The sequence below is a fragment of the Bradyrhizobium sp. NBAIM14 genome, from assembly GCF_020193895.1.
GTDB classification, from domain to species: domain Bacteria; phylum Pseudomonadota; class Alphaproteobacteria; order Rhizobiales; family Xanthobacteraceae; genus Bradyrhizobium; species Bradyrhizobium yuanmingense.
In genome coordinates this window covers 631,978-657,041 of record NZ_JADYVQ010000001.1, presented here as the reverse complement: position 1 = coordinate 657,041, position 25,064 = coordinate 631,978, and the positions used below count along the sequence as shown (strand labels likewise).

At 65.0% G+C, this 25,064-nt stretch carries 22 protein-coding genes; 9 read left to right on the top strand and 13 right to left on the bottom strand.

What is annotated here, in order from left to right:
* Positions 1-59: 59 nt before the first annotated feature.
* Together I6F28_RS03030 and I6F28_RS03025 are read right to left on the bottom strand one after the other, a co-directional pair.
* Complete coding sequence (locus tag I6F28_RS03030; RefSeq protein ID WP_109142529.1) at positions 60-1,445, bottom strand: ABC transporter substrate-binding protein; 1,386 nt, start codon at positions 1,443-1,445, stop codon at positions 60-62.
* A 188-nt stretch (positions 1,446-1,633) separates the two neighbouring features.
* Entirely contained in the window at positions 1,634-3,517 is a 1,884-nt protein-coding gene (locus I6F28_RS03025) for an AsmA family protein (protein WP_225139456.1), read from the bottom strand.
* A gap of 287 nt (positions 3,518-3,804) precedes the next feature.
* Here I6F28_RS03025 and I6F28_RS03020 point away from each other — a divergent pair, with 287 nt between their 5' ends.
* Genes I6F28_RS03020 through I6F28_RS03010 form a run of 3 tightly spaced genes read left to right on the top strand, consistent with a single transcriptional unit; the run spans position 3,805 to position 5,837 of the window.
* Entirely contained in the window at positions 3,805-4,512 is a 708-nt protein-coding gene (locus I6F28_RS03020; protein WP_035998773.1) for a CoA transferase subunit A, read from the top strand.
* Between the two features lie 17 nt (positions 4,513-4,529).
* Positions 4,530-5,180: a CoA transferase subunit B gene (locus tag I6F28_RS03015; protein ID WP_035998776.1), complete on the top strand. Its 651-nt coding sequence runs from the start codon at positions 4,530-4,532 to the stop codon at positions 5,178-5,180.
* Positions 5,181-5,201: 21 nt separating this feature from the next.
* Complete coding sequence (locus I6F28_RS03010; RefSeq protein ID WP_225139244.1) at positions 5,202-5,837, top strand: GNAT family N-acetyltransferase; 636 nt, start codon at positions 5,202-5,204, stop codon at positions 5,835-5,837.
* Positions 5,838-5,918: 81 nt separating this feature from the next.
* Here the strand turns inward: I6F28_RS03010 and I6F28_RS03005 are convergent, their stop codons facing one another.
* The 5 genes from I6F28_RS03005 to I6F28_RS02985 form a co-directional block, all read right to left on the bottom strand.
* Positions 5,919-7,553, bottom strand: coding sequence for an ABC transporter permease (locus I6F28_RS03005; RefSeq protein WP_035998781.1), 1,635 nt, complete (start codon positions 7,551-7,553; stop codon positions 5,919-5,921).
* 67 nt (positions 7,554-7,620) lie between these two features.
* The gene (locus I6F28_RS03000) at positions 7,621-8,646 is read right to left on the bottom strand and encodes a Fe(3+) ABC transporter substrate-binding protein (RefSeq protein ID WP_035998784.1); all 1,026 of its coding nucleotides are present in this window, start codon (positions 8,644-8,646) and stop codon (positions 7,621-7,623) included.
* 164 nt (positions 8,647-8,810) lie between these two features.
* Positions 8,811-9,689, bottom strand: a complete 879-nt coding sequence (locus I6F28_RS02995) for an SUMF1/EgtB/PvdO family nonheme iron enzyme (RefSeq protein WP_225139243.1) — start codon at positions 9,687-9,689, stop codon at positions 8,811-8,813.
* A 58-nt stretch (positions 9,690-9,747) separates the two neighbouring features.
* The gene (gene nirK, locus I6F28_RS02990) at positions 9,748-10,845 is read right to left on the bottom strand and encodes a copper-containing nitrite reductase (RefSeq protein WP_036022006.1); all 1,098 of its coding nucleotides are present in this window, start codon (positions 10,843-10,845) and stop codon (positions 9,748-9,750) included.
* Between the two features lie 302 nt (positions 10,846-11,147).
* The gene (locus tag I6F28_RS02985; RefSeq protein WP_035998787.1) at positions 11,148-11,348 is read right to left on the bottom strand and encodes a hypothetical protein; all 201 of its coding nucleotides are present in this window, start codon (positions 11,346-11,348) and stop codon (positions 11,148-11,150) included.
* Positions 11,349-11,513: 165 nt separating this feature from the next.
* Between I6F28_RS02985 and hemN the strand changes: the two genes are divergently transcribed.
* Both hemN and I6F28_RS02975 read left to right on the top strand, forming a co-directional pair.
* On the top strand, positions 11,514-12,866 hold the full coding sequence (gene hemN, locus I6F28_RS02980) for an oxygen-independent coproporphyrinogen III oxidase (protein ID WP_225139242.1): 1,353 nt from the start codon (positions 11,514-11,516) through the stop codon (positions 12,864-12,866).
* Between the two features lie 179 nt (positions 12,867-13,045).
* On the top strand, positions 13,046-13,243 hold the full coding sequence (locus I6F28_RS02975) for a DUF1858 domain-containing protein (protein WP_035998817.1): 198 nt from the start codon (positions 13,046-13,048) through the stop codon (positions 13,241-13,243).
* Positions 13,244-13,348: 105 nt separating this feature from the next.
* Here I6F28_RS02975 and I6F28_RS02970 read toward each other — a convergent pair whose 3' ends face one another.
* On the bottom strand, positions 13,349-14,059 hold the full coding sequence (locus I6F28_RS02970) for a Crp/Fnr family transcriptional regulator (RefSeq protein WP_036021991.1): 711 nt from the start codon (positions 14,057-14,059) through the stop codon (positions 13,349-13,351).
* 129 nt (positions 14,060-14,188) lie between these two features.
* On the opposite strand from I6F28_RS02970, the gene I6F28_RS02965 reads away from it, so the two are divergent.
* Positions 14,189-15,400 (top strand): NnrS family protein, encoded by a 1,212-nt coding sequence (locus I6F28_RS02965; protein ID WP_225139241.1) that lies wholly within the window; start codon positions 14,189-14,191, stop codon positions 15,398-15,400.
* Between the two features lie 2 nt (positions 15,401-15,402).
* Here the strand turns inward: I6F28_RS02965 and I6F28_RS02960 are convergent, their stop codons facing one another.
* On the bottom strand, positions 15,403-16,431 hold the full coding sequence (locus I6F28_RS02960) for an AraC family transcriptional regulator (protein WP_109142535.1): 1,029 nt from the start codon (positions 16,429-16,431) through the stop codon (positions 15,403-15,405).
* Positions 16,432-16,630: 199 nt separating this feature from the next.
* Here I6F28_RS02960 and I6F28_RS02955 point away from each other — a divergent pair, with 199 nt between their 5' ends.
* Together I6F28_RS02955 and I6F28_RS02950 are read left to right on the top strand one after the other, a co-directional pair.
* Positions 16,631-17,239 carry a response regulator transcription factor gene (locus I6F28_RS02955; protein WP_035998802.1) on the top strand — a complete coding sequence of 203 codons (609 nt, stop codon included), beginning with the start codon at positions 16,631-16,633 and terminating at the stop codon, positions 17,237-17,239.
* Positions 17,240-17,418: 179 nt separating this feature from the next.
* Entirely contained in the window at positions 17,419-19,098 is a 1,680-nt protein-coding gene (locus I6F28_RS02950) for a mucoidy inhibitor MuiA family protein (RefSeq protein WP_225139240.1), read from the top strand.
* Between the two features lie 172 nt (positions 19,099-19,270).
* On the opposite strand, the gene I6F28_RS02945 is transcribed toward I6F28_RS02950, so the two are convergent.
* Genes I6F28_RS02945 through hemP form a run of 4 tightly spaced genes read right to left on the bottom strand, consistent with a single transcriptional unit; the run spans position 19,271 to position 22,324 of the window.
* Entirely contained in the window at positions 19,271-20,083 is an 813-nt protein-coding gene (locus I6F28_RS02945) for a heme ABC transporter ATP-binding protein (protein WP_225139239.1), read from the bottom strand.
* Positions 20,080-21,165 carry a FecCD family ABC transporter permease gene (locus I6F28_RS02940; RefSeq protein ID WP_225139238.1) on the bottom strand — a complete coding sequence of 362 codons (1,086 nt, stop codon included), beginning with the start codon at positions 21,163-21,165 and terminating at the stop codon, positions 20,080-20,082. The genes I6F28_RS02945 and I6F28_RS02940 overlap by 4 nt, the downstream gene beginning before the upstream one ends.
* Positions 21,162-22,112 carry a heme/hemin ABC transporter substrate-binding protein gene (locus I6F28_RS02935; RefSeq protein ID WP_225139237.1) on the bottom strand — a complete coding sequence of 317 codons (951 nt, stop codon included), beginning with the start codon at positions 22,110-22,112 and terminating at the stop codon, positions 21,162-21,164. Before I6F28_RS02935 ends, I6F28_RS02940 begins: the two co-directional genes overlap by 4 nt.
* 5 nt (positions 22,113-22,117) lie before the next feature.
* Positions 22,118-22,324 (bottom strand): hemin uptake protein HemP, encoded by a 207-nt coding sequence (hemP, locus tag I6F28_RS02930; protein WP_036022033.1) that lies wholly within the window; start codon positions 22,322-22,324, stop codon positions 22,118-22,120.
* A gap of 262 nt (positions 22,325-22,586) precedes the next feature.
* Here hemP and I6F28_RS02925 point away from each other — a divergent pair, with 262 nt between their 5' ends.
* On the top strand, positions 22,587-24,980 hold the full coding sequence (locus I6F28_RS02925; RefSeq protein ID WP_225139236.1) for a TonB-dependent receptor, heme/hemoglobin family: 2,394 nt from the start codon (positions 22,587-22,589) through the stop codon (positions 24,978-24,980).
* The last annotated feature ends 84 nt before the right edge of the window (positions 24,981-25,064 follow it).

Genomic DNA, 25,064 nt, shown 5'->3' with positions numbered 1-25,064 from the left:
GACGCGGCCGGTGTTGTTGTTGCACTCTCCCCCGCAACGCGGAGAGATGGGCGGACGACTCAGCCCGCGACCTGCTTGATGCGGGCGATGAGTTCGTCGACGGCCTTGTCGACCGGAACCTTCTCACTGACGACGCGGTTCATCGCCTTCGCCCACACGTTCTCATTGTTCAAGATCGTGAACTTCCAGTTCCTGGTAAAGTCGAACTGAGAGGTGCCGCCCTTGAACTGAGTGTAGACGGCCTTGCGATGCTTGTCGGCCTGCCAGAACGGGCTTTCCTGGCTTTCTTTCGTCACGGGGAACCAGCGGCCGAGCGCGCCCTCGATGTAGGGACGGATGTTCTCTTCCTGCAGCAGGAAGTTGAGGAACTGCTTGCCCTCGGCCTTGTTCTTGGCCGCGGTGAAGATCAGACCCGTCTTGACGTCGGAGCGATACTTGATGGTCGAGCCATCGGGAGCCTTGGGGAAGGACGCCGTGACGATGTCCTGCTCATAAGCCTTTTTGCCGGCCTCGCGCTGTTCCGGCGTGAGGTTCTGGTTCTGTGACTCCTCGTACCATTTTGCTGCGATCGAGATCGTGAAGTTGTGGGTCATCACGATCGTCTTGTTGTGGAAGGCGACATTGTTGTCCGGGTCCTTCCAGGTGGTCGCGGAGGGCGGGGCGCAGCCCTTGGTGTAGGTGTCGGTGTAGTCCTTCAGCGCCTTGATCAGGCCGTCGCGGACCTTGGGGTCGTCGACCAGCAGCTTGCCGTCGTCGTCGACCAGCTTGACGTGGTAGGCGTCCATGAAGGTGTAGAACGATTGGAACGAGTCGGTGGATTCCACGCCCATCGGCTGGCCGACGGCATAGATGCGCTGGCCTGTGGCCTTACGGATCGCCGGCTGCACCTTGTCGCACCAGAAGCTCCAGTAGCCGGTCCAGTCGTTCGGGATGTCACTCTGCTTGAAGCCGGCTTTCTCCAGCATGTCGTTCCAGATCTGGACGTGCATGCTCTGCTGCTTCAGCGGGAAGCCGTAATAGGCCTTCTTCTTGGCGACGTCGTTGTAGAGGATCGAGGCGTCCAGCGTGTTCTGCACGAACCGGCCCTTGATCGGCTCCATGACGTCGGTGAGGTCCTCGAGCTTGCCCTCATAGGCCCACTTGCCCTGTACCTGCACGTCGTAGCTGTCGGAATAGGCGACGTCGGGCACGGTGCCCGCATCGAGCGCTGCGACGGTCTTCGGAATCATGTCCTGGATCGCGTATTGCGACAATTCGACCTTGATGCCGGTCTTGGCTTCAAACTTCTTGATCGTCTCGGCGAGCGCTTCGTCCTCAGACTTGTAAAAGCCTTTGACCCACCAGACCGTGATCGTCTTCTGTTGTGCAAATGCGGGCGCAGTGGCGGCAAACAGCCCAACCGCAGCGACCGCCAATGAAACTGCGCCAATAACCTTGGATTTCACGTTTTTCTCCCTCAAACGGCCGGTGTTTTAACCGGTCGTATAAAACACTAGCGCATGGTGGTAGCGCAATCAACGCATCTTGTCGGACCAAGGTCGTAGCGCGTCGGAGATGCATCATGCGCGCATCGATCCAATCGCCGCATCAATTCACCGGGATCAATTCGCGCGCGCTCCACGGCGCACAATCGTCAGTTCGACTTCGCGCCCTCTTTCGCATTTTCGGCGGTCGGCGGTCCCTCCGGGCGCTTTCCACCCGTGATGCGTTGCTTGAGGAGATCGAGGAAGGGAGACGCCGCCGGCGACTGCCGGATCAGGCTTTCGGGATCGGGAAAGATCAGGGGATCGTCCCAGGGGCCCTGCACCATGAAGGGCAATTGAAAGCCGGACGCTGTGTTGAGGCTCGCCACGCCCTTCATGTCGTATTCGCGGGCCGGCACCGAAGCGGTGCCGGTCAGCGTAATCTTGGCCGCCGGGCCTTCGATGCGGATGTCTTCGGCGGTTGCGATGCCGTCGGAGAATTTCACGGCGATCGTGAGCTTGTCATATGGCGTCGAGCCGCTGCGGAAATTGCCGCCGCCCGACAGCGGCCGCCGCTCCAGCCGCTTCAGCAGCTGCTCGGCATTGAAGCCCGCGATCGCGCCATTATGCCCGGTCACGGTGGCGCTGCCGTCGAGCGACTGCACGAGGCCGAACGGGCTCGAGCCCGAGGCGAACAGCGAGACGTTGATGTTGCCGCGGCCGGACAGCTTGTTGAGGCCGAACAGCTCGGTGGCGCAGGCCTGCAGATCGACATCGGTGAACTGGAATTGCGCCTTGATGTCGGCGACCGTATCGGACCGCGCGATGCCGAACGAGCCCTTGGCGATCCCGCCATAGACCTGCGCCTCGCCCACCGAGAGGGCCAGCGTGCCATTGCGCAAATTGGCGCCGATCGCGGTGCGGCCGAGCCGCGTGGGCCCCACCGTCAGCTTGGCCGCCGACAGGCGCATGTCGAGGTCGGTGGTCGACAATCCCTGGAGGTCGAACAGCTGCCTGTTCCAGTCGCGCGCGCCGCTCGCGAGCAGGCGGAACGTCGAGATATAAGGTGTGAAGTCGAGCGCGTCGGCGGCGAGCGTGGCCTGCAGCGTCTGCCGGCCGTTATTGGCGTAGGTCATGACGCCTTCGGCGGCATTGCCGTCGAGCTCGACGTTGACATTGGTGAGCGCGATCGAGGCGCCGACGACGTTGGCGCGCGCCTTCAGCACGAAGCGGCCGAAGCCGCCGCTGCCGGGCTGCGGCTGTCCGGTCCAGCGCAGCGCGTTGCGCAAGGACGGGCTGTCCACTGTGAGCGTGCCCTCCATCATCGCGCTGGTGCGATTGGCGACGCTGCCGTCGAAGGCGAGCTTGAGCGGCGCGCTGGCGATGCGCGCCTTCAGGCCGGAGCGGTCGCCGGAGAGGGCGGCGACGAAATCGGAAAAGCTGATCGAGCCGTCGACGCGCTCGCCGCGCCAGTCGAACTGCCCGGTCGCGGCAAAAGAGCGCGAGATCGAAGGCCAGGCCAGCGACAGGTCGATGTCCTCGAGCTTCTCGGTGGCATGCGTGGCAACGTCCTCGTAGTCGAGCACGCCGTCCTGGATGCGGATTTCGGAGAACGAGACCTGGTTCTCGGCCCCGGGCTTCATGGTGCGTGCGATGGTCTGGATGAAGGGCGTCCAGTTGCTCTCGCCGTCCGGCTTCAGGCTGACGTGGATGCGCGGCCGCAGCAGCGTCAGGTCGGCGATCTCGAAACGCTGCAGCAGGAGCGGCAGCAACCGCAAATTCGCGGTGAGCACGTCGACCTGGAGCGCGGGAGCGCTGGTGCCGCCGCCCTTGAGGCCGACGTCGCGGAAGGAGATGTAGCTCGCCGGAAGCACCGAGATCTCGATGCTGCCTGCGACATTGAGCTCGAGCCCGGTGACGTCGCGGATCTGCGCTTCGACCGCCTTGCGCAGCGCGTCGCGGTTGATGAGCCAGGAGGTCGCGATCAGGGCGATCAGCGCGACGCCGAGCAGCGCCGCGATCGGCGTCCCGAGGCGCTTCATTCCTTGGGCCATGGTCAATGGCATGTCCTGATCGGGTTGGTCGTTGGAGCCAGAAGGGCGGGCCGCGAAACGTCTGTGCCGACGCCCAGATCCTATGGTGTTAAGTACCGCAACTTGATGGGTTTTCTTGACGCTTTCAAGGCCGCTGCGCGGTTATGCCCACGGCATGGGCAGCTTCTATCACCCGGGGGCGGAGCGGAGAACCCCGTATCATTGACGGCTTCGGACGATTTCGCCTAATAATCGCCGCCAATGAGGCGCGACGCCCGCCAGCCCAAGGTTCAGTCGAGGTTTTTTGCATGAACAAGGTCTATCCCGACGCCAAGTCGGCGCTGTCAGGCATTCTAAAAGACAACATGATGATCATGTCGGGCGGCTTCGGCCTCTGCGGCATTGCCGAGGAGCTGTCGGACGCGATCCGGGATTCCGGCGTCAAGGGCCTGACCGTGGTCTCCAACAATGCCGGCGTCGACGGCATCGGCCTTAGCCGCCTGCTCGAAACCCGCCAGATCAAGAAGATGATCTCGTCCTATGTCGGCGAGAACAAGCTGTTCGCCCAGCAATACCTCGCCGGCGAGCTGGAACTCGAGTTCAATCCGCAGGGCACGCTGGCCGAGCGCATCCGCGCCGGCGGCGCCGGCATCCCGGCCTTCTACACCAAGACCGGCGTCGGCACGCTGATCGCCGAAGGCAAGGAAGTGAAGGAATTCGACGGCGAGAAGTACCTGATGGAGCGCGGCCTGTTCGCCGACCTCGCCATCGTGCACGCCTGGAAGGGCGACACCGCCGGAAACCTGATCTACCGCAAGACCGCGCGCAACTTTAACCCGATGATGGCGACCGCCGCGAAGATCACGGTGGCCGAGGTCGAGCATCTGGTTCCCGCCGGTGAACTCAATCCCGACCACATCCACACGCCCGGCATCTTCGTGAAGCGCATCGTCGAGGTCGGCACGGCCAAGAAGCGCATCGAATTCCGCAACACCCGCCCGCGTACCGCCGCTTAGCGCAACAGGAGACTCACATGGCCTGGACCCGTGAACAGATGGCCGCGCGCGCTGCGAAGGAATTGCGCGACGGCTATTACGTCAATCTCGGCATCGGCATCCCGACGCTGGTCTCGAACTACATCCCCGATGGCATGGACGTCTCCTTGCAGAGCGAGAACGGCATGCTCGGCATGGGGCCGTTCCCCTATGAGGGCGAGGAAGACGCCGATCTCATCAACGCCGGCAAGCAGACGGTGAGCGAGCTGCCATCGACCTCGTATTTCTCGAGCGCGGATTCCTTCGGCATGATCCGCGGCGGCCACATGGATCTCTCGATCCTCGGCGCCATGCAGGTGGCCCAGAACGGCGATCTCGCCAACTGGATGATCCCGGGCAAGATGGTCAAGGGCATGGGCGGCGCGATGGATCTCGTCGCAGGCGTCAAGCGCGTCGTCGTGGTGATGGAGCATTCGGCCAAGGACGGCCCGAAGCTCCTGAAGAGGTGCAATCTGCCGCTGACCGGCGAGCGCGTCGTCGACATGGTCGTCACTGATCTTGCCGTCTTCACCATCGACAAGCACGGCGATGGCGGCATGGCGCTGATCGAGCTCGCCGACGGCGTCACGCTCGACGAGATCAAGTCCAAGACCGAAGCCGAATTCCGCGTCGCGCTGAAGAACACGTAGGGTCGTCGTAAAGGGGCGCGCATGACGATACGGTCCGCGCGTCCCGAAGATGCCGAATTCATCGCACAAACCATCCTGAATTCGATGCGCGGCCACCGGCCGCGCGGCTGGTTCGACGTGGCGCTCGGCTGGCCGGAAGCGGAGTGCCTCGCTTCCGTCGCGCGCGTCGCCGTCGCACGGGCGGTGTCGATGTGGCATTTTTCGCAGTTCCTGGTCGCCGAGATCGATGGCAAGCCCGCTGCTGCACTTTGCGCCGTGCCGGCAGCCGGCACCGGACCGGCGGCATGGCGCGCGGTCGAAGAGGTCGGTCTCTCAATTGGGCTGACGGCGTCAGAGCTCGACGCCATCCGCCAGCGCGGTGCCTATTCGCGAGCTTGCTGGGTCCAGGGCGGCGAGGGCGACTGGATGATCGAGCATGTCGCGACCGACCCTGCCTATCGTGGTCGTGGCTTGATGCAGGCGTTGATCGCGCATGCGCTGGACAAAGGGCGGGCAGCTGGGTTTGCCCGGGCGACGATATCGTTCCTGATCGGCAACGAGCCGGCCGAGCGCGCCTACGCGAAGGCGGGTTTTGTCTTCGCGGAAGAGAAGCGCGACCCGAATTTCGAGGCAATCATCGGCGCGCCCGGTTTTCGCATGTTCGCGCGGAAGATTTGAGCAGGTTGCAGGCACCGGCGACAACCAAGCGTTTGCTATCAATTGGTCGAAGCGCCATGAATGTGCGGACGATGTGCCCCTTCAAGCGGGGCCGCTCGGCACCTCGGAGAACCGGGTCAGCCAGGCAACTGGGCCGATGCTCGCGGCGATGATCAGGAGGGCCGCGAGCGCGCCGTCCTCGAAATTGCCGCGGCTTGCGTACTGGTAGATCGACGTGGACAGCGTTTCGACGTTGAGGGGCCGCAGGAGCAGCGTTGCCGGCAGCTCCTTCAGGCAGTCGACGAACATGATGATGACGGCGCCAAGCATCGCGGGCCGGAGCAACGGCAGATAGATCTGCCTCAACATGACCCCCTGGCCGGCGCCGACCGCGCGTGCGCTCTCGTCATAGTCGCTCGGAATGCTGTCGAACCCGGCCTTGATCATGCCGACCGGCACAGCCAGAAAACGAATCGTGTAGGCGATCACGACGGCCATCCCGGAGCCGACCAGGACCAGCCCCGGAAGCGAACGTCCGGTCCAGGTCGCGACCGCGCTCAGCGCATTGTCGACCGCCAGGACCGGGGTGAGCAGGCCGAGAGCGATGACGAGACCCGGCAGCGCGTATCCGGCCTGCGCGATGCTCAGCGCGACATATCGCAGAGGATCCGGCCGCAAGCGATGCGCGATCGTCGTGGCGAGCGCAAGCATCAAGGCCATGAGCGTTGCGAGCCCTGCAAAGGCAAACGAATGGAAGGTGTGGCGCCACAGCAGCGGGTCGAAATTTGCAAGCAGGCCGCGGCCGAGAGCCTGATGCGCCAGATAGAGCAGCGGGACCACGAAACCGATCAGCACCGGCAGCACGCAGACCGCGAACGCGATCGACGCTCTTGCGCCCGACAGCGGGGTTCGCCGCCTCACATGCGGGCTTTCGGCCGAGAATTCGATGCTGGCGTTGCGACGGCCGTAACGCTCCATCGCGATCAGGCCGGCGACGATCGCAAGCATCAGGCATGCGAGCTGCGCTGCACCGGCAAGGCTGCCGCGGTTGAGCCAAGTGGTGAAGATCGAGACCGTCAGCGTGCGGATGCCGAGATATTCGCTGGCTCCGATGTCGTTGAGCGTTTCCAGCGCGACCAGCGCCACGCCGACCGCCAGCGCCGGCCGCGCCATCGGCAGTGAAACGCGCCACAAGATGGTCCATCGGCCGGCGCCCAGCGTCGTGGCCGCTTCCGCGAATTCGGCTGACTGAACCTGGAACGTCGCACGCGCCGAGAGATAGACGTAAGGGTAGAGCACGAGCCCGATCACGAAGATGGCGCCCGGCAGCGAGCGGAGGTTGGGCAGAAGGCCGAGGGCATCGCCCAGCGGCAGCCAGGTCGCCAGGGTGCGATGCACCAGGCCCAGCGGTTCGAACAGATCGGCATAGACGTACGCCGCAAGATAGGTCGGAATCGCCAGCGGCAGCGGCATCAGCCACAGCAGCATGCCCCGGCCGGCAAAATCGTGGCGCGACATCACCCATGCAGTGCCGGCGCCGATCAAAAGTGTGACCGCGCCGACCCCGACGAGCAGAAGGGCAGTGTCGAGAAGGGCGGCCGGCAGCACGTAGTTGATCAGGTCGTGCCACACATCGGATGCCGGCTGCAAAGCCAGCGAAACGATCGAGATCACGGGCGCCGCGACCAGGACCGCGGTTGCGATCGCGATGGCGGTTGCGGCGCGACCGGCCCGCACACGGCCCCTCGATCGAGGCCGTGTGCTCGTAGCTTCCAGCAGTTCGATAGACGTGGGCCGCCAGAGATCAGTTGTCAAAGCCGACCTTGTCCACCAGCGAGGCCGCAGCCTTGCGGTTGGCGGCGATCTTTGCGATCGGCAACGGATCCGGGACGAGCTTGCCGTAGCCGGCGATGGTCGCATTGACGGCGACACCGCTCCGAACCGGATATTCGTAGTTCTGGTCGGCATACATCTGCTGCGCCTGCTCGCTGACGAGCCACTCGATCAGCTTGGTACCGTTGGCCTTGTTGGGCGCGTTCTTGGCGAGCAGCACGCCGGAGAGGTTGACGTGGGTGCCGCCGCCCTCGAAGGTCGGCAGGATGACGCGGGTCGCCTCCGCCCACGGCTTCTTCTCGGGATCGTTGTTCATCATCAGCGCCCAGTAATAGGTGTTGCCGATGCCGATATCGCATTTGCCGGCGGCGACGTCACGCGCGGCTTCGCGATCGCCGCCCGACGGCTTCTGCGCGAGATTCGCCTTCAGGCCCCGCAGCCATTCCTCGGCCTTGGCCTCGCCGTATTTGGCCGCGTAGGCCGCGAACAGCGCGTTGTTATAGATGTGCTGGCCCGAGCGAATGCAGATCTTGCCCTTCCACTTGGGATCGGCGAGCTCCTCATAGGTGATCTTGTCCTGCTTGACGCGATCCTTCGAGGCATAGATCACGCGCGCGCGCATGGAGATGCCGGCCCAGTGTCCGTCCGGATCGCGATATTGCGCCGGCACGACCTTGTCGACCGCCTCCGACTTGATCGGCTGGGTGACGCCGGCCTGCACGGCCTCGTCGATGCGGCCGATGTCCACCGTCAGCAGCACGTCGGCCGGACTGTTGGCCCCTTCCGCCTTCATGCGCTGCTCCAGACCGGAGCTTGCGGAGACGACGTTGACCTTGATGCCCGTGTCCTTGGTGAACGCATCGAACAGCGGCTGGATCAGCTTGGTCTCGCGGTAGGTATAGACGTTGACCTCGCCGTTGGCGGCTGCCTCCGACACGAAAGACGTGGTCAGGCTCAACACCGCCGCAGACGCGGCGAGGACGCGAAGATAGATCATAAGGGCTGCTCCCAGGCGCGAGATTGAACGCCGATTGAGTAGCGCAGGCGGGGGGCCAACGTTAGCGACGCGATGTCGCGAGAGCATAAGCTTAGAGCAATTCCAAAGTATCTTTTAGACTCATTCTAATACTGAAGCGACGGTCATGGGAAATAATTGACGCCCTATGATCCTGCCGGCCTCATCTTGCTCAGGCGCTGCGAGACGCTGGCCAGCCACGACGTCTCCTCGCGCACCAGGCGGAAGCCGAGATTGGCGGGCGGCACGCCCTGGGCGCAGCCGCCGGCACGGGCGTCGCGGATGAAGTCGGTGACATAGGCGCGGTGCGCACCCTCGGCGACGCGCACGCCGCAATTCACGGTCGCGCGGCCGGGATTGCCGGAATCATCGACACGCGAGCGCACGAAGCACGTCGCGGTCCACTCCCAGATATTGCCGGCGAGGTCTTCGACGCCATGCTCGTTCGGCCCGAACTTGCCGAAGCGATGAGCCGTGGTGTCGGAGAGGTCGCGTTCGGATTCGCGCTCATAGCGGCTGATCCAGCGCTTCGAAGGGTCGCTTGCATCGACCGGTGCGCCGTCGTCCTTGAATCGGGAGCCGGCGGCAAAGGCCCATTCCTCGTCGCTCGGCAGGCGGTATTGATGGCCGGTCTTGCGCGATAGCCAGCCTGCGTAGGCCTCGGCATCGTGCCAGCTCACCTGCACTGCTGGGCGATCGGGGGCGATTGCCACGTCGCGATCGAGTGCGCGGCAGGCGCCATCCTGCACGCAATGCTGATAGTCGGATGAAGCGACCTGATTCCGCATGATGCGCAGCGGCCGGTTGATCCGGATGGTGCGCATCGGCGCTTCCGCCTGCTGTCCGCCGCGGGTGAAATCGCCGGCCTCGCGATAGGCGAAGCTGCCCGGGGCGACCTCGACCAAGGCCGGCTCGCCGACGGCATGGCGCATCGTCAGTTCCGAGACCAGAGGCGCAACGGCCAGCGGCCCCGCAAGCCCGGCCGCGCAGGCAAGTGCCAGCTTGAGCTTGAATGCGATCAGCACAATCATTCCTCCGCAGAAGGAAAAAAGGGGCCGGCGATGACCGGCCCCTTCGTCGCGTCTAGTTGGTGCTGGCAGGAGGTATTTCGGCAGGCGCCTTCACTTGCATCATCAGATCGTCGTTCCACTTGCCTTCGACCTTGAAGTGCGCGGTGGCGCCGAGACTGGCCGCCTCGATCAGGTTATGCGTGACATAGGCGTAGATGCCGGGCTGCTGGAACTTGTACAGCGCAGCTCCCGCCGAGCCGCCGCGGATGAACCAGGTCTCGAGCCCGACCTCGGGCGCGTTGCCGAACTTGCCGGTCTCCCAGACATAGTCGCCGTGGCCACCGATCAGATGCGGACGGCTGTCGCGATTGGCCTGCGAGTGCACGATCAGCACGTTCTCGCCGACCTTCGCGGTGAGCGCGTTCTTGCCGGTGAGCGCGCCAACCTTGCCGTTGAACACGACATGGGTCGGGGTCAGCTTCTTCATCACCTCTTCGGTCTCGGTGAAGGCTTCGCCCGGCGATTCGTAGGACTTGAAGTTGCCCTTCTCGTCGCGCGGCACGTACATGTCCTGCTCGCCGATATAGTAGACCTTGTCGTATTTCAGCGCGCGGCCCTTGCCGTCGTTCAGCCCCTCACGCGGCAGCACCATCACGGCACCGTTCATGCCCGAGACGACGTGCCAGGGGGTCATCGGGCCGCCCGGTGCGCAGTGATACACGAACACGCCGGTCTTGGTCGCCTTCCAGCGCAGCACGACCTGCTCGCCGGGATTGATGAGCGTGAGCTCGCCGCCGCCGAGCGCGCCGGTCGCGGAATGGAAGTCGATGTTGTGCGGCATGGTGTTCGTCGCGGGATTGACTAGCGTCAGCTCGACATAGTCACCCTCGTGCACGACCATGAGCGGGCCCGGCATCGAGCCGTTGAACGTCATCGCCTGGAAGGTGGTGCCCTTGTCGTCGATAACGAATTTCTTCTCCTCGATCGTCATCCTGAACTCGACGATCTTGGGGCCCTGTGTCGTGGCCTGCTCGTGCGCGTGCACGAAGGGCGGAGCGACCAGCTCTACCTTCTGACGCGGCAGCTTGAGATCGCCGGCGGCGAAAGCCGGGATCGCCAACATCAGGGCGGTCGCGGCGGCGCTGATCAATGCGGCTCTGCGGGTGAACATCGGAAGCATCCTTCATCTGAAATGGTTTTGATGACGGAGTGCAGTGTGCGCCGATTGCGGCAAGCGTGTTTGTGCTGCGACAAGCTTCCGCCGGATTCGCGTTCGGCAACATGACCTAGATTTCTCGAAGGAGCGGGATCGGCGATGGCAACTCACCGCGTCCGCAGGCGCGATGCCGATCGAGGCCGAGCGTCAACTCAGCGGCAACTCGTTTGCATGTTCAAGCTGGATGACGATCTCGGTTGCCCCGCTCATGCGCGTGGACGAGATCGCAAGACAGGCCTTGGCGAAGGCGCGTCCGTTCAGAGCAGGTTCACGGCGAGCCAGACCAATCCCCAGATCGCCAGTGACAGCGCGACGAAGACGGCGATCGCGGCCGCCAGGGCGCGCACCGCGCCTGCGGGGGCCGGCGCGGCCGGGGCCGGCCGGAAGTCGTCGAAACGCGGGATATGGCCGCGGACGTCGAGCAGGGAGAGAATGAGTTCGAGTGCGAAAAGCCTCATGGCGAACGCTCCGGATGGCCGCGATTTTTTCTCACCATGGCCGGGAACCGGTATCCGCGCTTTGCGCGAGCGCAAAGCCGCGTCCGCCGATCCGGGTTATTTGAATTCATTCCGTGATTTGCCGCGATGTCTCGCGCGCGGCGGGCATTTACGAATGGGTAACTTATGAGAGCTGATCTTGCGGCGATCTACGGCGAGGAGCGCCTGCCTCGCTACACCAGCTATCCGACCGCACCGCATTTCACGCCCGCGATCGGTCCGGACGCCTATGCCCGCTGGCTGGCGGAGCTGCCCGTGGCCGCCAGCGCCTCGCTCTATCTGCACGTGCCGTTCTGCCGCGAGATGTGCTGGTACTGCGGCTGCCATACCCAGATCGTCCGCCGCGACGAACTGATCGCCGGCTACCAGCGGACGCTACGCAGAGAGATCGCGCTGACGGCCGAAACCATCGGCCACCGCATCAAGGTCGAGCACATTCATTTCGGCGGCGGTACGCCGACGATCATGGCGCCGGACGCCTTTGCCGAGCTGATGGCGACGATGCGCCAGGAATTCTTCGTGCTGCCCTCGGCGGAAATCGCGGTCGAGATCGATCCCCGTACATTGAGCGCGGACATGGTCGAGGCGATGCGGCTCTCCGGCGTCAACCGCGCGAGCCTCGGCGTGCAGAGCTTCGACCCGGTGGTGCAGCGGGCGATCAACCGTGTGCAGAGCTTCGCGCAGACGGCCTCCGTGGTCGAGATGCTCCGCGGCGCTGCGATCGAGGGTGTCAACTTCGACCTGATCTACGGACTGCCGCACCAGACAGTGGCTTCGTGCCTGGAGACGGTGCGACGCAGCCTCGCGCTTTCACCCAGCCGCTTCTCGGTGTTCGGCTATGCTCACGTGCCAGCCTTCAAGAAGCACCAGCGCATGATCAATGAAGGCGTGTTGCCCGACGGCCTTGCGCGCCACGACCAGGCCTGCGCCATCGCCAATGCCTTGAAAGAGGCCGGCTACGTGCAGATCGGGCTCGATCATTTCGCGCGGCCCGACGATGCCATGGCCGTGGCGTTCGAGCAGGGCACGCTGCGGCGCAACTTCCAGGGCTACACCACCGACCGGAGCGAAGTCCTGCTCGGCTTCGGCGCCAGCGCGATTGGGCACCTGCCGCAGGGCTATGTCCAGAACGAGGTGCAGATCGGCGCCTATTCGCAGAGCATCGCTGCCGGCCGCCTCGCCACCGCGAAGGGTTACGGCCTCACCGATGACGACCGGCTGCGCGCCGACATTATCGAACGCATCATGTGCGAGTTCGGTGCCGATCTCGGTGACATCTGCGCGCGCCATGGCGCGGAGGCCGGCGCCATGCTGAAATCTGCCTCGCGTCTGAAGCCGCTGATTTCCGACGGCGTCGTGAGGGTGGAGGGCGATCGACTCGCTGTCGCCAAGGACTCGCGCTTCCTGGTCCGCAGCGTCGCCGCTGCGTTCGATGCGCATCTGGATCCAGGCAAGCAGTTGCACAGTCGGGCGGTGTAGCCCCCCGTCATTCCGGGGCGCGCCTCTTGGCGCGAACCCGGAATCCATTTCACTGCACTGGTTGCTGCTCGATGGATTCCGGGTTCGCGCTACGCGCGCCCCGCAATGACGAGCCAGCTTGCGCTCCAACAAAGAAACTCGGTCCCGCGTCGCTATCGTCGATCGGAATGGAGTTGTCCATGTCCTTCCGATCCGACGATCTGGTCGATGACATCATGCATTCGGCGCCGCACACGATCCGCGTGTTTCTCGCCTTCAGGATGGCTTGCGTCGGCTGTCCGATCGCGACCTTCCACACGGTCGATGACGCCTGCCGCGAGCATGGCATTGACCGCGACAAGTTCCTCGCCGCGCTGATCGAGTGCGTGCCGGCGTGAAACGATCAGGAATCGCGCAGGTGTGCGTGGGTTCCCGGATGATGAGCGCGCTTTCGCCGTAAGCGGAAGCGCGCCTCATCCCTGACTTGAGCAGAGAGGTGTCTCTCACGCCGTGCCGCTGTCGACGCTCCGCTCCGCCAGAACCACAATCTTGTGCGGCTCGCGCAGAATGATGCGCTGGCGGCCGCTCTCGACCAGGCCCTGGCTCTCCCAGCCGCTCAGGATGCGGCTGACGGTGTGCAGCGTGGTGCCCGTCATCTGCGCGATGTCCTGGCGGCTGATCGGGAAGTCGATCTCGATGCCGTGGTCGAGCTTCTTGCCGGATTGCTTGGCGAGGCGAAGCAGCGCGTGCGCGACGCGTTGCTCGACCTGCTGGGTCGACATTTCCAGGATGCGGGTGTGACTTTCCTGCAGCCGCGTGCCGACGGTCTGGAGCGTGTTGGCGGCAAGCGCCGGAAACCGCTCGACCAGCCGCGGCCAGGCCGAAGTCGGCCAGATCAGCACGACGCTGTCGTCGACCGCCATGGCCGTCGCCGGATACCGCGCGGCTCCGATCGCCATCGCGAGCCCGAACGTCTCGCCGGGCGTGACATAGCGCACCACGATCTGCTCGCCGGCAGGTGTGGTCTTGGCCGCGCGGACATGGCCGTGCAGCAGCAGGAAGAAGGACTGCGCGTCCGCCCCCTGCTCGAAAATCGCACTGTTCTTGGGATAGCGCGCCGAGCGGGCCTCACGCAGGATCTCGTCGAGAGCTTCCGGCGTCATCCCCGCAAACAGCGGCAAATGCGCAACCAGCGATGTGTCGACCTTGGCCATTCTGCCTCCCCTGGCATCAGGGAGTGTGATGGCACCTGCAATCGTCAGGTAGTTTGCGTTAGCGCAAAACGAGGCCGCCCGGTGGCAGTATTTTTCCAAGCAACAGTCTGATTTGATTGGAGTTGACCCATGGCTGGCGCCCGATCCCGCAACTTTACGGGCTGGCCGCTGTTTGCGAACAGCTTTCGCCCCTTTTTCCTGCTCGCCGCAATCCAGGCGGCGTTGTCGATCCTGGTCTGGCTGCCGATGTTCTACGGCGAATTGTCGGTGAGTTCCGCATTCGCGCCGCGCGATTGGCACATCCACGAGATGCTCTATGGCTTCCTGCCGGCCGTCATCACCGGCTTCCTCTTCACCGCCATCCCGAACTGGACGGGGCGCCTGCCGATCCAGGGCGCGCCGCTCGCAGGCTTGGTGACGGTCTGGCTTGCCGGACGCGTCGCGGTGACGCTGTCGGCGAATACCGGTTGGATGTTTGCACTGGTCGTCGATGCCGCGTTCCTGGCATTGGTCGTTGCCGCCGCAACGCGCGAGATCATCGCGGGCGGCAACTGGCGCAACCTGCCGGTGGTGGGGCTGGTGCTGGTTCTGCTCGCCGGCAACGTCGCCTTCCATGTCGAGACGCATTACGCAGGCGCGGCCGACGTCAGCATCCGCGTCGGCATCGGCGTGGTCGTCCTGCTGATCGGCTTGATCGGCGGCCGCATCATTCCGAGCTTCACCCGCAACTGGCTGGTCAAGTTCAATCCCGGCCGCCTGCCGGTGCCGTTCGGACGATTCGATGGCGCGGTGATTGGCTTGAGCGCGCTGGCGCTGATCGCATGGATCGCGGCACCGCTGAACATGATCACCGGCGTCGCGATGGCGGCAGTCGGCGTGCTGCATCTGGTTCGGCTTGCACGCTGGGCCGGCGACCGCACCACGCGGGAGCGGCTGCTGCTGATCCTGCATGTCGGTTATGTCTTCGTGCCGCTCGGCTTCATCCTGAACGCTGTGGCCGCCTTCGGCGAGCTGCCGCCGAGCGCCGGCATCCATGCCTGGATGGCGGGTGCTGCGGGAACGATGACGCTCGCGGTGATGACCCGCGCCAGCCTCGGCCATACCGGACAGGCGCTGACGGCTTCGCCGGCGGTCCAGGCAATCTATGCTGCAATCGTCATCGCGGCTCTGGCCCGAATCGGTGCCGTCGTGTTGCCCGCGTATGGCGACGTGCTGCTGTACGTCGCTGCCTGCGGCTGGATCCTCGCCTTCCTCGGATTTGCCGTCGCGTTCGGTCCGCTGCTCGCCGGCAGCGGGCGGCGGGCGCTCGCCACGATGGGCGTGCCCGCCCCCGCGCGCTGAAGTCAGGCTGCACTTGCCGAGGGCGGTGCGGAGCGAGGCCGCACGCCCTTGCGCCAATCGGTGATGGTGCAGCCGAAGCGGCCGCGAAACCAGCGCGCCATGGCGCTCTGCGCGGAGAAGCCGAGCTGCACCGCGATGTCGGCGAGCGGCCGGGTGTGATCCTCGATCAGCTGGAGCACGAGATCGGCGCGCTGCGCGTCCAGGATGGCCGAGAAGCTGGTGCCCGATGCGGCGAGGCGGCGGTGGATGGTGCGGCGGGTGCAGGCCAGATGCTCGGCGACGCGCTCGACCGTGCAATCGCCGCTGGCGAGCAGGGTCCGCACCACCTCGTCGACCTTCGCCTCCCAGCTTGCCGGCCTGCTCTCGATCGCCTCGATCCGCTTGCGCAAGTAACTCGCGATCAAGGGATGCGCGCTTGGGATCCGGCGCTGCATGTCGTGCGCCGACAACAGGATCGCATCGTCGTCCGCATTGAAGATCACCCGGCAGCCGAAGAAGTCGCGGTAACGCTTGCGGTCGAGCGGCGGCGGGTAGTGCAGATGCACTTCCAGCGGCCGCCAATCGCCTCCGAACAGCGACTGGATGATGCGCTGAACGCTGCCGAGCGCCATGTCGATCGACTGCCGCGGCGCGCGCGGCTGCCGGCCGCGCAAATGCAGCGTGATGGTCACGGTCCGCTCGTCACGCGTGACGTCGAGCCGCATGCCGTCGTGATGGATATGGATGAAGCGCGAAAACGCCTCGATCGCTTCGCCGACGGTCGCCTGTTCGCGCACGATCAGGCCGACCGCGCCGAAATTGGTGAGGCCGCCGCGCTCGGCGAGACGCAGGCCGAAATCCTCTGCACCGGACGCCTTTGCCGATAGTTCGAGCAGGCGGCGCAGGCCGGTGACGGCGATGGGGATGTCGGGCTGGTCGAGGCAGGCCAGCGGGAGCCTGACCTTGCGCATCATCTGGCTGGGGTCCAGCCCGACCGACCGCGCGACCTCGGGGTAACAGCTCAAGCCTGCGCTGCGAATGAGGTCGGTCATGCAAACCGTTCCTGCCAGCCATACCCGCAGATGTCCCGAAATGTAAAGTTTCTGTCTCAATACGTCAAATCGGGGAACCCGGTGGCGCATACATAAGGAAAACCGATGCACTGGCGTGAATGCCGTGCGCATTGACGGCGGGCGCGACGGGGCCCGGCCGTCTCGGGCCATTTGACCAAGACATTGCTGGATCGGGACTATGCCGGGGAACATGCATTCCAAGGGCGAGGTATTCGTCATAGACACTGACGCCGCCTCCCGCGAACAACTTTCCGCCGCGCTCGAACAGAGCGCCTATGACGTGATCTGCTTTGCCGATGGTGCCTCTCTGCTCTCGGAAGCCAAGACGCGGATGCCGGCCTGTGTGCTGCTGGAGATGCCGCCGGATCGCTCCGCTCTCGAGGTGCTCAGGCAGCTGCGCGAGGAGAATTGCATGGCGCCGGTGCTGGTGACGTCGGCGAATGGCAGCATCGCCATGGCGGTCGACGCCATCAAGAGCGGCGCGACCGACTTCATCGAAAAGCCGTTCCGCACCCACGACATTGTCAACCGGATCGATGCCGCCATCGATCAATTCGCGCAACCCGGGGCGATCGGGCAACGCTGGCTGCCGGGCTGTGAGCCTCTGACCGCGCGCGAAGCCGACGTGCTCGAGCATCTTGCCGCCGGCCTCACCAACAAGGGGATCGCCCGGCGGATGCATCTGAGCGCGCGGACGGTCGAAGGTTACCGTGCCAGCGTCCTGAAGAAGGCCGGCGCCAAGAACGTGACCGATCTGCTCCGGCGCATTTTCGGTCAGGGCTCTTAGGCCCAGGCCTGAAGCCGCCCGGACCACCGAGCGTTCCACAGACATGGTGCCGCCGCGGCGGCGCCCCACGGAAGTCTCAATCGAACCGGTTCCTTCCCTGCCGCGTCCAACCACGATGGCGAGGCATCTCATCGCGCGCGTCCGGCTGGCGGCGCGGCGATACCGGCAGGAGGGACTTTATGCGCATCACCGCAAGATATTTGGCAACCACGGGCCTGGTCCTGGTGACCACGGCGCTCGCATCGCCGTTATGGGCGGCCAATGTGGACGCCAATTCGACGATCGACACGGTCACCGTCTATCCCGACGGTGCCACCGTCACCCGCGTCATTTCGCTGGATCTCGCCTCCGGCGATTCGACATTGGTGGCCAAGGATTTTCCGCTCTCGCTCGATCCATCTTCCCTCCGCGTCGAAGGCGAGGCGGGCGCCAAGCTCACCATCGGCACGATCGATGCACGCCCACCGAAGGCCGCGCCGCCGGTCAACCTGCCCGAGCTCGACAAGCGCATCGAAGCGCTGAAGGATCAACGGGCCGACCTGCAGGGTGCGATCGACTCGGCCAATGCCCGGCGCAAGTTCGCGCAGCATTTTGCCGAGGCGTCGCCGGCCGGCCTCGGCGAGAAGGGCGAGGCGCGCCCGATTGCTGAATGGCGCGCGGCCTTTGCCGCGGTCGCCGAGGAGATCGCGACCGCCGACAGCGCAATTCGCGATTCCACGCGAAAACAGCGCGAGCTCGACCGCCAGATCGCGCAACTGGAAGCCGAGCGCTCGGCCAAGCCGCCGAGCAAGCTGGAAGTGCGGATCGACGTCGCCTCGGCCGCCGCGACCAAGGCGACGCTGCGCGTGACCTATGCTGTGCGCAACGCGCGCTGGGTGCCGCTCTACGATGCGCGGCTCGATACCGGCGCCAAGGATCGCAAGCCGCAGCTCGAACTGGTTCGTCGCGCCGAGGTGACGCAGGCCACCGGCGAGGACTGGTCGAACGTGACGCTCGGCGTCTCCACCGTGCGCATCAGCCGCGGCGGCAGTGCTCCGGAGCTGCATTCGCTGATCGCGCAATATCCACAAGTGCCGAAGCCCATGGCCCTTGGCACGGCCTCGGATCTAGCGCGGCCTGCGCCAACTGTTCGCCAGCGCTCGTACGAGCCCATGTCCAACGCTGCCGAAGCGACCGAGTTGCGCGAGCGCGCCGACGAGCAACAGGCCGTCGCCGAGATCGGCGATTTCCAGGCCACCTTCAGGATTCCCGGCCGCGTCAGCCTCGGCGCCGCCGACGGTGCCAAGAGCCTACGTATCGCTTCGGTGAATGTGCCCGCCGATCTCGCGGTGCGCGCCGCGCCGGTGCTGGATCCGACCGCATTCCTGGAAGCCAGCTTCAAACAGACCGACGACACGACCCTGCTGCCGGGCAAGGTCGCGATCTATCGCGACGGCACCTTCGTCGGCCGCGGCAAGATCACGGCGTCCACCAAGGACGACATCGTGCGGCTCGGGTTCGGCGCCGACGACAAGGTCAAGATCGAACGCGCCGTGCTCAAGCGCAACGAAGGCTCGGCAGGCCTCCTGGTCACGACGTCGAAGACCGACGAGCGTTCGTTCAAGACCACGATCCGCAACGGGCATGATTTTCCGATTCGCGTCGCGATCGAGGATCAGCTGCCGGTCAGCGAGAACGAGGACATCGTCGTCGAGATGCTGCCCTCGAGCACCCAGCCGACCGCCAACAACATCCGCGACAAGCGCGGCGTGCTGGAATGGTCGTTCGACGCCAAGCCCGGCGAGGCCCGCGACATCAACTTCGCCTGGCGCATCCGCTGGCCGAAGGACAAGAGCATGGTGATCGTCCCGGCGGGCTGATTTCCTGCACAGGTGGCGCAGCTTCACCTCGCCCCGCTTGCGGGGAGAGGTCGGATTGCATCGAAGATGCAATCCGAGTGAGGGGGTACAGGTCTCTCGACCATCTCGCGTGTGGAGAGAGGCCCCTCACCCCACCCCTCTCCCCGTAAGAACGGGGCGAGGCAGCGCACCTTCACCGTGGCGGCAGTTCAGCTTGCCCCGCAACCCGCATCGACTGCGGCAGCACATACGGCACGCCGTCAACCTGATGCACGTCCGCGTCGATCTCGAAAATATCCCGGATCCTCTCCCGCGTGACGACCTCGGCGCGCGGACCGTCCGCGGCGAGCCTGCCGCCGGCCAGCACGACCAGGCGGTCGGCAAAGCGGATCGCGAGGTTGAGATCGTGCAGGATCGCGATCACGGCGGTGCCGGCAGCCGCGCGGCGGCGGGCCGCCTCGACGAGGTCGATCTGGTGGCGCAGATCGAGGCTCGATGTCGGCTCGTCCAGCAGCAAGAGCCCGGGGCCGTGCTTGGCCTCGCCGCAGGCGAGCTGCACCAGCACGCGGGCGAAATGAGCGCGCTGCTGCTCGCCGCCCGACAGCGTCGGCAATTGCCGCTCGCGGAAATGCGACAGTCCGACCTCGTCCAGCGCGGCGTCGACGAGCGGGCCGGCCTCGCGCCAGCTGCGCTCGCCCGCGCCCATCAGCACGATCTCCTCGACGGTGAAGGGGAAGGTGACGTTGATGTGCTGGGACAGCATCGCGCGGCGCGCGGCGAGCTCGCGCGGCGCGAAGCTGCCGATGTCGCGCTGCTTGAGCCGCACCTCGCCGGCGCTCGGGCGGAGATCGCCGGAGAGCAGCCGCAGTAGCGTCGACTTGCCGGCGCCGTTCGGGCCGATGATGGCGATCATCTCGCCGGCCGCAACCGTTAGGCCGACGCCGTCAAGCAATGTCGCGCGGCCGGCGCGCTTGCCTAGGTGTCGTGCATCGAGCACTGCGGTCATAGCGCGGCGAGCCCGCGCTGCCGCAGCAGGATGAAGAGAAAGACGGGTGCGCCGACGGCCGCCGTCAGGATGCCGATCGGCATCTCCGCGGGCGCCACGATGGTCCGCGCCAGCGTGTCGGCCCCGACCATCAGGATCGCGCCTGATAGCACCGAGGCCGGCAGCAGCAGGCGATGCGCCGGGCCGATCACGAGACGGAGCAGATGCGGCACGACGATGCCGACGAAGCCGATCACGCCGCTGATCGACACCGCGACGCCGGTCATGGCCGAGACCATCACGATCGAGATCCGCTTCAGGCGCTCGACGTCGACGCCGCCGTGAAAGGCGTCGGCCTCGCCGAGCACCAGCAGGTCGAGGCCGCGCGCGATGAAGGCGCAGCCTGCGAGTCCGGCAATGAGCACCGGCGCGAGCACGGCGGCCTTGGTCCAGGTCGCGCCGCTCATCGAGCCCAGCATCCAGAACGTGATGTCGCGCAGCTGACGGTCATCGGCGATGAATACCAGCAGGCCAATGCCCGCATTGGCAATCGCGGTGATGGCGACGCCGGCGAGCAGGAAGATCGCGATCGAGGTGCGTCCCGAGCGGCTGGAGATGCCGTAGAGGATTGTGGTGGTCGCCAGCGAACCTGCGAAGGCCGCGAGGGGCAACAGCTCGGTCTGGAGAAAGCGCAGCGCCTCGCCGAAGCGGGAATCGGTGAAGACGATCGCGCTCGCGGCTGCGAGCGCGCCGCCACTGGAGACGCCGACCAGGGCGGGATCGGCGAGCGGGTTGCGAAACAGCCCCTGCATGATCGCGCCGGCCGCGGCAAGCAGGCCGCCGATCATCGCCGCCGCCGCGATCCGGGGAATGCGGATCGACCACAGCACGAGCTGGTCGCGGGCCGTCATGGCCGCGCTTTCGCCGGCCAAGCCCAGCGCGGCTGGCAGCCGGGAGAGCGGGATGCCGGCGGCGCCGACCGTCAGGGCGGCGATCGCGGTGACCAGGAGCACCACGAGCAGAAGGGGAATCGCGAACGATGCTGCTCGCCGTCCCGCGCTGTGTCGCGGGCTCTGTGTTTCGATCCCGGCGGCCACGCTCATTGCCGGCAATTCGCCGTCGACAGCGCCGACGCGAACGCGCCGCCCTCGGCCAAGGCCGGAAAGAGCTTGACTGAGAGATCGCGCGCCGCTGCCGCGGTGCGCGGCCCGAAGCCGAGCAGATAAAGCCCATCCATGCTGATGAAGCTCTTGTTGGCCGCGACCGGCGTCAGCGCAAAGCCGGGGTGCGTGTAGACTGCATCGGCCTGCAGCGAATCCTTGCCGCGCTCGATCGACAGCACGACATCGGGCTTTGCGGCCACGATCGCCTCGTCGCTGATGACCTTGTAACCATCGTAATCCTCGACCGCGTTGGCCGCGCCCGCGAGCTGGATGATCTCATCCGCCGCGGTCTTGTGGCCCGCCACCATCGCCCGCCCGTTCTGGAGCGACATCACGAACATCACCCGCACCGGCTTCGTCACCTTGGCGCGCAGGGCACGGAGCTGTGCAAGATCGGCGCCGACCGCGGCGCTGAGACATTCGGCACGCGCATCGACGCCCATGGCGTGGCCGACCAGCTTGATCTTCTCGATCAGGCCTTCCTCGGAAAAGGTCTCGGGCACCAGCACCAGCGGCACCTTCGCCGTCTCCAGGATGTCCATGGTCTCGCGTGGGCCCGAGCCCTGGATCGCCAGGATCAGCGTCGGGTTGAGACCGAGCACGCCTTCGGCCGAGATCTGGCGCACGTAGCCGACATTCGGCTTGTCTTGCAGTGCCGCCGCCGGATAGAGGCTCGTCGTGTCGACGCCGACCAGCCGGCTTTCCAATCCCAGCGCATAGAGGATCTCGGTGATGGCGCCGCCGATCGACACCGTGCGGGCAAAATCGGTAACAGTGACGTGGCGATTGCGCGCGTCATGCACGGTGATGCCCGCGGCGTGCGCAGCAGACGCGAACGCGAGTCCGCCGGAGAGCAGGAGACGGGTGAGGGTGCGGCAACATGTCATTGCAGTTACTTCGTCAGGATCAGCTTGTTCTGCGAGGTCAGGCGGAGACGATAGCTGTCCTCGCCATGCGCAATGATGATCTCGCGCTCGGCGGCAAACAGCTCGCGGCTATCGATGCGGCTGCCGCGCATGGTGAGAGTTCGGGTTGCCGCAGAAGGGCTTTGTGCCGGTCCTGCCGCGCTGCCGCTGCTGTCTCCTGATGTGGCTGACATTGTCGGTGTGATGCGCTTTCGAAAGCTGGAGTACCGCCCGTTTGTACAGGTGGCGCCAAGCGCATTCCAACCATCGCAGTTTACAATCGATATAAACTGTAACCCGATGTCATTGACCGTCAGAGTGTTGCCACGTAACCATTTCTGACGGCGGGGAACTCGCCCGCCTCTTGGAACAATCAGCCAGCCAGTCGCTCGCGTTGCGAGCGCGCGCCAGCCAGACGACATCAAAAACTAAAGTGAAGTGCAGGCTGGGGCTGATATGGCTGACGGGGCTAGGTATTCGCGCGCCCTGATTTTGGGCGCGTCGGTGGTTTCAATTGCGGCAATGACGGCGGAGGGCAGTCTCGCGCAGACCGCATCGCCGCAGAGTGAAAACGCGTCGTCGGAAAGGCCGAAGCAGGCCAAGCGCAAGCAGGCGCCGCAAGTTGCGCAGCAGGCCGCGCCGGAGGTGATGAACGCCCGCGCCCAGGCCGGCGGCGCAGCGCCGGTGCAAACGCTCGATGCGATTACGGTCGCGGCAACGAAGACCGAGGAGCGTGCCGTGGATGCGCTGGCACCGGTCAGCGTCGTGACCTCGGCGCAGATCGAGGGACGTCAGGCCAGCACGGTTGGTGACCTCATCTATAATGTGCCGGGCGTATGGGTCCAGAATCGCGGCGACGAGCCGTCGACCTCGATCAACATTCGCGGCCTGCAGGATTTCGGCCGCGTTGCTGTCGTCGTCGATGGCGCGCGGCAGAACTATCAGCGCACAGGCCACTTCGCCAACGGCTCCTTCTTCCTCAATCCGGAGCTGATCAGCGGCATCGACATCGTGCGCGGCCCGACCGCGAACATCTACGGCTCCGGCGCGATCGGCGGCGTGGCCTCGTTCCGCACCAAGGACATCGAGGATGTCGTCCGTGTGGGCGAGCGCTGGGGCGTCGATGTCAAGACTATCCTTGGCAGCAATTATGGTCGCGCACTCGGCTCGGCCTTTGGCGGCGTGCACGTCAATCCGAATGTCGACGTGTTCGCAGGCGGCACCTATTCGACGCAGGAGAGCTACAAGGACGGCACCGGCTTCGAGGTCGCCAATACCGGCAATCGGCTCAGCAGCGGCATCGCCAAGCTGACGGTGCGGCCGGCGGACGGCCACGAGGTCAAGCTCGGCGCCATCTTTCAGGAAGACATCTACAGTCTGGGCCAGCCGCCGCGACGCGCCGGCGATCCCAATTCGACCAATGCGAACGGCACGAACAATCTGAACGGCACGTCCATCTACGCCTCCAACGTGAAGAATTACACCACGACGCTCGGCTGGAAATACTCGCAGCCGGATGATCAGTGGTTCGACTGGGATGCGAAGATCTACTGGAATCGCACCGAGAACGACCAGACTAAGACCAGGCACACCACCACGACGCCGTCAGTTTATTGCGGTGGCGTGCCGGGCAATGCCGTTTCGGGGTGCATCGGGAGCAACCGCGGATATCTGCTCGATACGATCGGTATCGACGTGCACAACACGACACGCTTCGAAACGGGAAGCTGGCGCCACGCGGTGACTTACGGTCTGGATGCGTTCCAGGACAAAGTATCTACCCAGGATAGGACGGGTACCGGCGAAGTGACTACGCCGGGCGGCCAGCGCACGGTGTCTGGCGGCTTCGTGCAGTGGAGGGCGAACTACACCTCGATGCTCGAGGTGATCGGTGCGCTCCGTTACGACAATTATCAGCTTTCCTCGGCATCCTCGTCGTCGGGCGGCGATCGCCTCTCGCCGAAGATCACCGTTGCTCTCGTTCCGACCGCGGTCGTGACCCCCTATGCCAGCTACGCGGAAGGCTATCGGGCGCCCTCGATCACGGAGACGCTGGTGAGCGGGCCACATGCCGGCGCGACGGTCAACGACTCGTTCTTCCGCTGTCCGTCGGGCACGCCGGGACCGGGCGCGGACTCGACCTTCTGCTTCGTGCCCAATCCAAACCTGCGCCCCGAGGTCGGCAAGAACAAGGAGATCGGTTTCAATATCAAGAAGAACGATCTGTTCACGGCGGGCGACACGCTGCGCGGCAAGATCAACGTGTTCCGCAACGACATCAGCGACTTCATCGATCAGGTCGCTTACGGAAACCCGCTCGTGGTCCCGACCGGGCCGCCACCGGCGCCGTCGATCACGGTGCTCCCGTTCCTGCAGTATCAGAACGTGGCGTCCGCGCTCATACAAGGCGTCGAGGCCGAGGCGATGTATGACGCGAACCTGTGGTTCTTCGGCCTCTCCGGGACCTATCAGAGCGGAAAGAATCTGCAGACCGGCTTCGGCCTCTACAGCATTCCGCCGCAGAAGATCACGACGACGGCCGGCGTGCGTCTGCTCGACCGCACCCTCATCCTTTCGATGATGTGGACGTCGGCAATCGCCAACTACGACATCCCCAGGACCTACACGCCCGCGACGTCGTACGATCTCGTCAATCTTTACGCGCAGTATCACCCGACGCCCGATCTCACGCTCAACTTCTCCGTCGAGAACCTCTTCAATCGCTACTATCGTCCGTACGCCATTCCGGTCGGTAGCACGGGCGACACGCAAAACGACGTGAAGTGGGCGAGCGCCGGTGCTGGGCTCGTGATCAAGGGAGGTCTCAAATACCACTTTGGCGGCACCTGAGGAAGACACCGCAGGTTATGCCTTGCTGATCTCGAAAGCCACGCTGATGCGTCAGCGTGGCTTTCGACCCGTTCTGAAATATCC

Excerpts from the sequence above, each read along its gene's own strand:
- I6F28_RS02965 (WP_225139241.1), top strand. The coding sequence starts at position 14,189 with ATGGCTGGCGCCCGATCCCGCAACTTTACGGGCTGGCCGCTGTTTGCG.
- I6F28_RS02985 (WP_035998787.1), bottom strand. The coding sequence starts at position 11,348 with ATGAGGCTTTTCGCACTCGAACTCATTCTCTCCCTGCTCGACGTCCGC.
- I6F28_RS02940 (WP_225139238.1), bottom strand. The coding sequence starts at position 21,165 with ATGAGCGTGGCCGCCGGGATCGAAACACAGAGCCCGCGACACAGCGCG.
- I6F28_RS03020 (WP_035998773.1), top strand. The coding sequence starts at position 3,805 with ATGAACAAGGTCTATCCCGACGCCAAGTCGGCGCTGTCAGGCATTCTA.
- I6F28_RS02935 (WP_225139237.1), bottom strand. The coding sequence starts at position 22,112 with ATGACATGTTGCCGCACCCTCACCCGTCTCCTGCTCTCCGGCGGACTC.
- I6F28_RS03000 (WP_035998784.1), bottom strand. The coding sequence starts at position 8,646 with ATGATCTATCTTCGCGTCCTCGCCGCGTCTGCGGCGGTGTTGAGCCTG.
- I6F28_RS02955 (WP_035998802.1), top strand. The coding sequence starts at position 16,631 with ATGCCGGGGAACATGCATTCCAAGGGCGAGGTATTCGTCATAGACACT.
- I6F28_RS02950 (WP_225139240.1), top strand. The coding sequence starts at position 17,419 with ATGCGCATCACCGCAAGATATTTGGCAACCACGGGCCTGGTCCTGGTG.
- I6F28_RS02945 (WP_225139239.1), bottom strand. The coding sequence starts at position 20,083 with ATGACCGCAGTGCTCGATGCACGACACCTAGGCAAGCGCGCCGGCCGC.
- I6F28_RS03010 (WP_225139244.1), top strand. The coding sequence starts at position 5,202 with ATGACGATACGGTCCGCGCGTCCCGAAGATGCCGAATTCATCGCACAA.
- I6F28_RS02975 (WP_035998817.1), top strand. The coding sequence starts at position 13,046 with ATGTCCTTCCGATCCGACGATCTGGTCGATGACATCATGCATTCGGCG.
- hemP (WP_036022033.1), bottom strand. The coding sequence starts at position 22,324 with ATGTCAGCCACATCAGGAGACAGCAGCGGCAGCGCGGCAGGACCGGCA.
- nirK (WP_036022006.1), bottom strand. The coding sequence starts at position 10,845 with ATGTTCACCCGCAGAGCCGCATTGATCAGCGCCGCCGCGACCGCCCTG.
- I6F28_RS02925 (WP_225139236.1), top strand. The coding sequence starts at position 22,587 with ATGGCTGACGGGGCTAGGTATTCGCGCGCCCTGATTTTGGGCGCGTCG.
- hemN (WP_225139242.1), top strand. The coding sequence starts at position 11,514 with ATGAGAGCTGATCTTGCGGCGATCTACGGCGAGGAGCGCCTGCCTCGC.
- I6F28_RS02960 (WP_109142535.1), bottom strand. The coding sequence starts at position 16,431 with ATGACCGACCTCATTCGCAGCGCAGGCTTGAGCTGTTACCCCGAGGTC.
- I6F28_RS03025 (WP_225139456.1), bottom strand. The coding sequence starts at position 3,517 with ATGGCCCAAGGAATGAAGCGCCTCGGGACGCCGATCGCGGCGCTGCTC.
- I6F28_RS03015 (WP_035998776.1), top strand. The coding sequence starts at position 4,530 with ATGGCCTGGACCCGTGAACAGATGGCCGCGCGCGCTGCGAAGGAATTG.
- I6F28_RS02970 (WP_036021991.1), bottom strand. The coding sequence starts at position 14,059 with ATGGCCAAGGTCGACACATCGCTGGTTGCGCATTTGCCGCTGTTTGCG.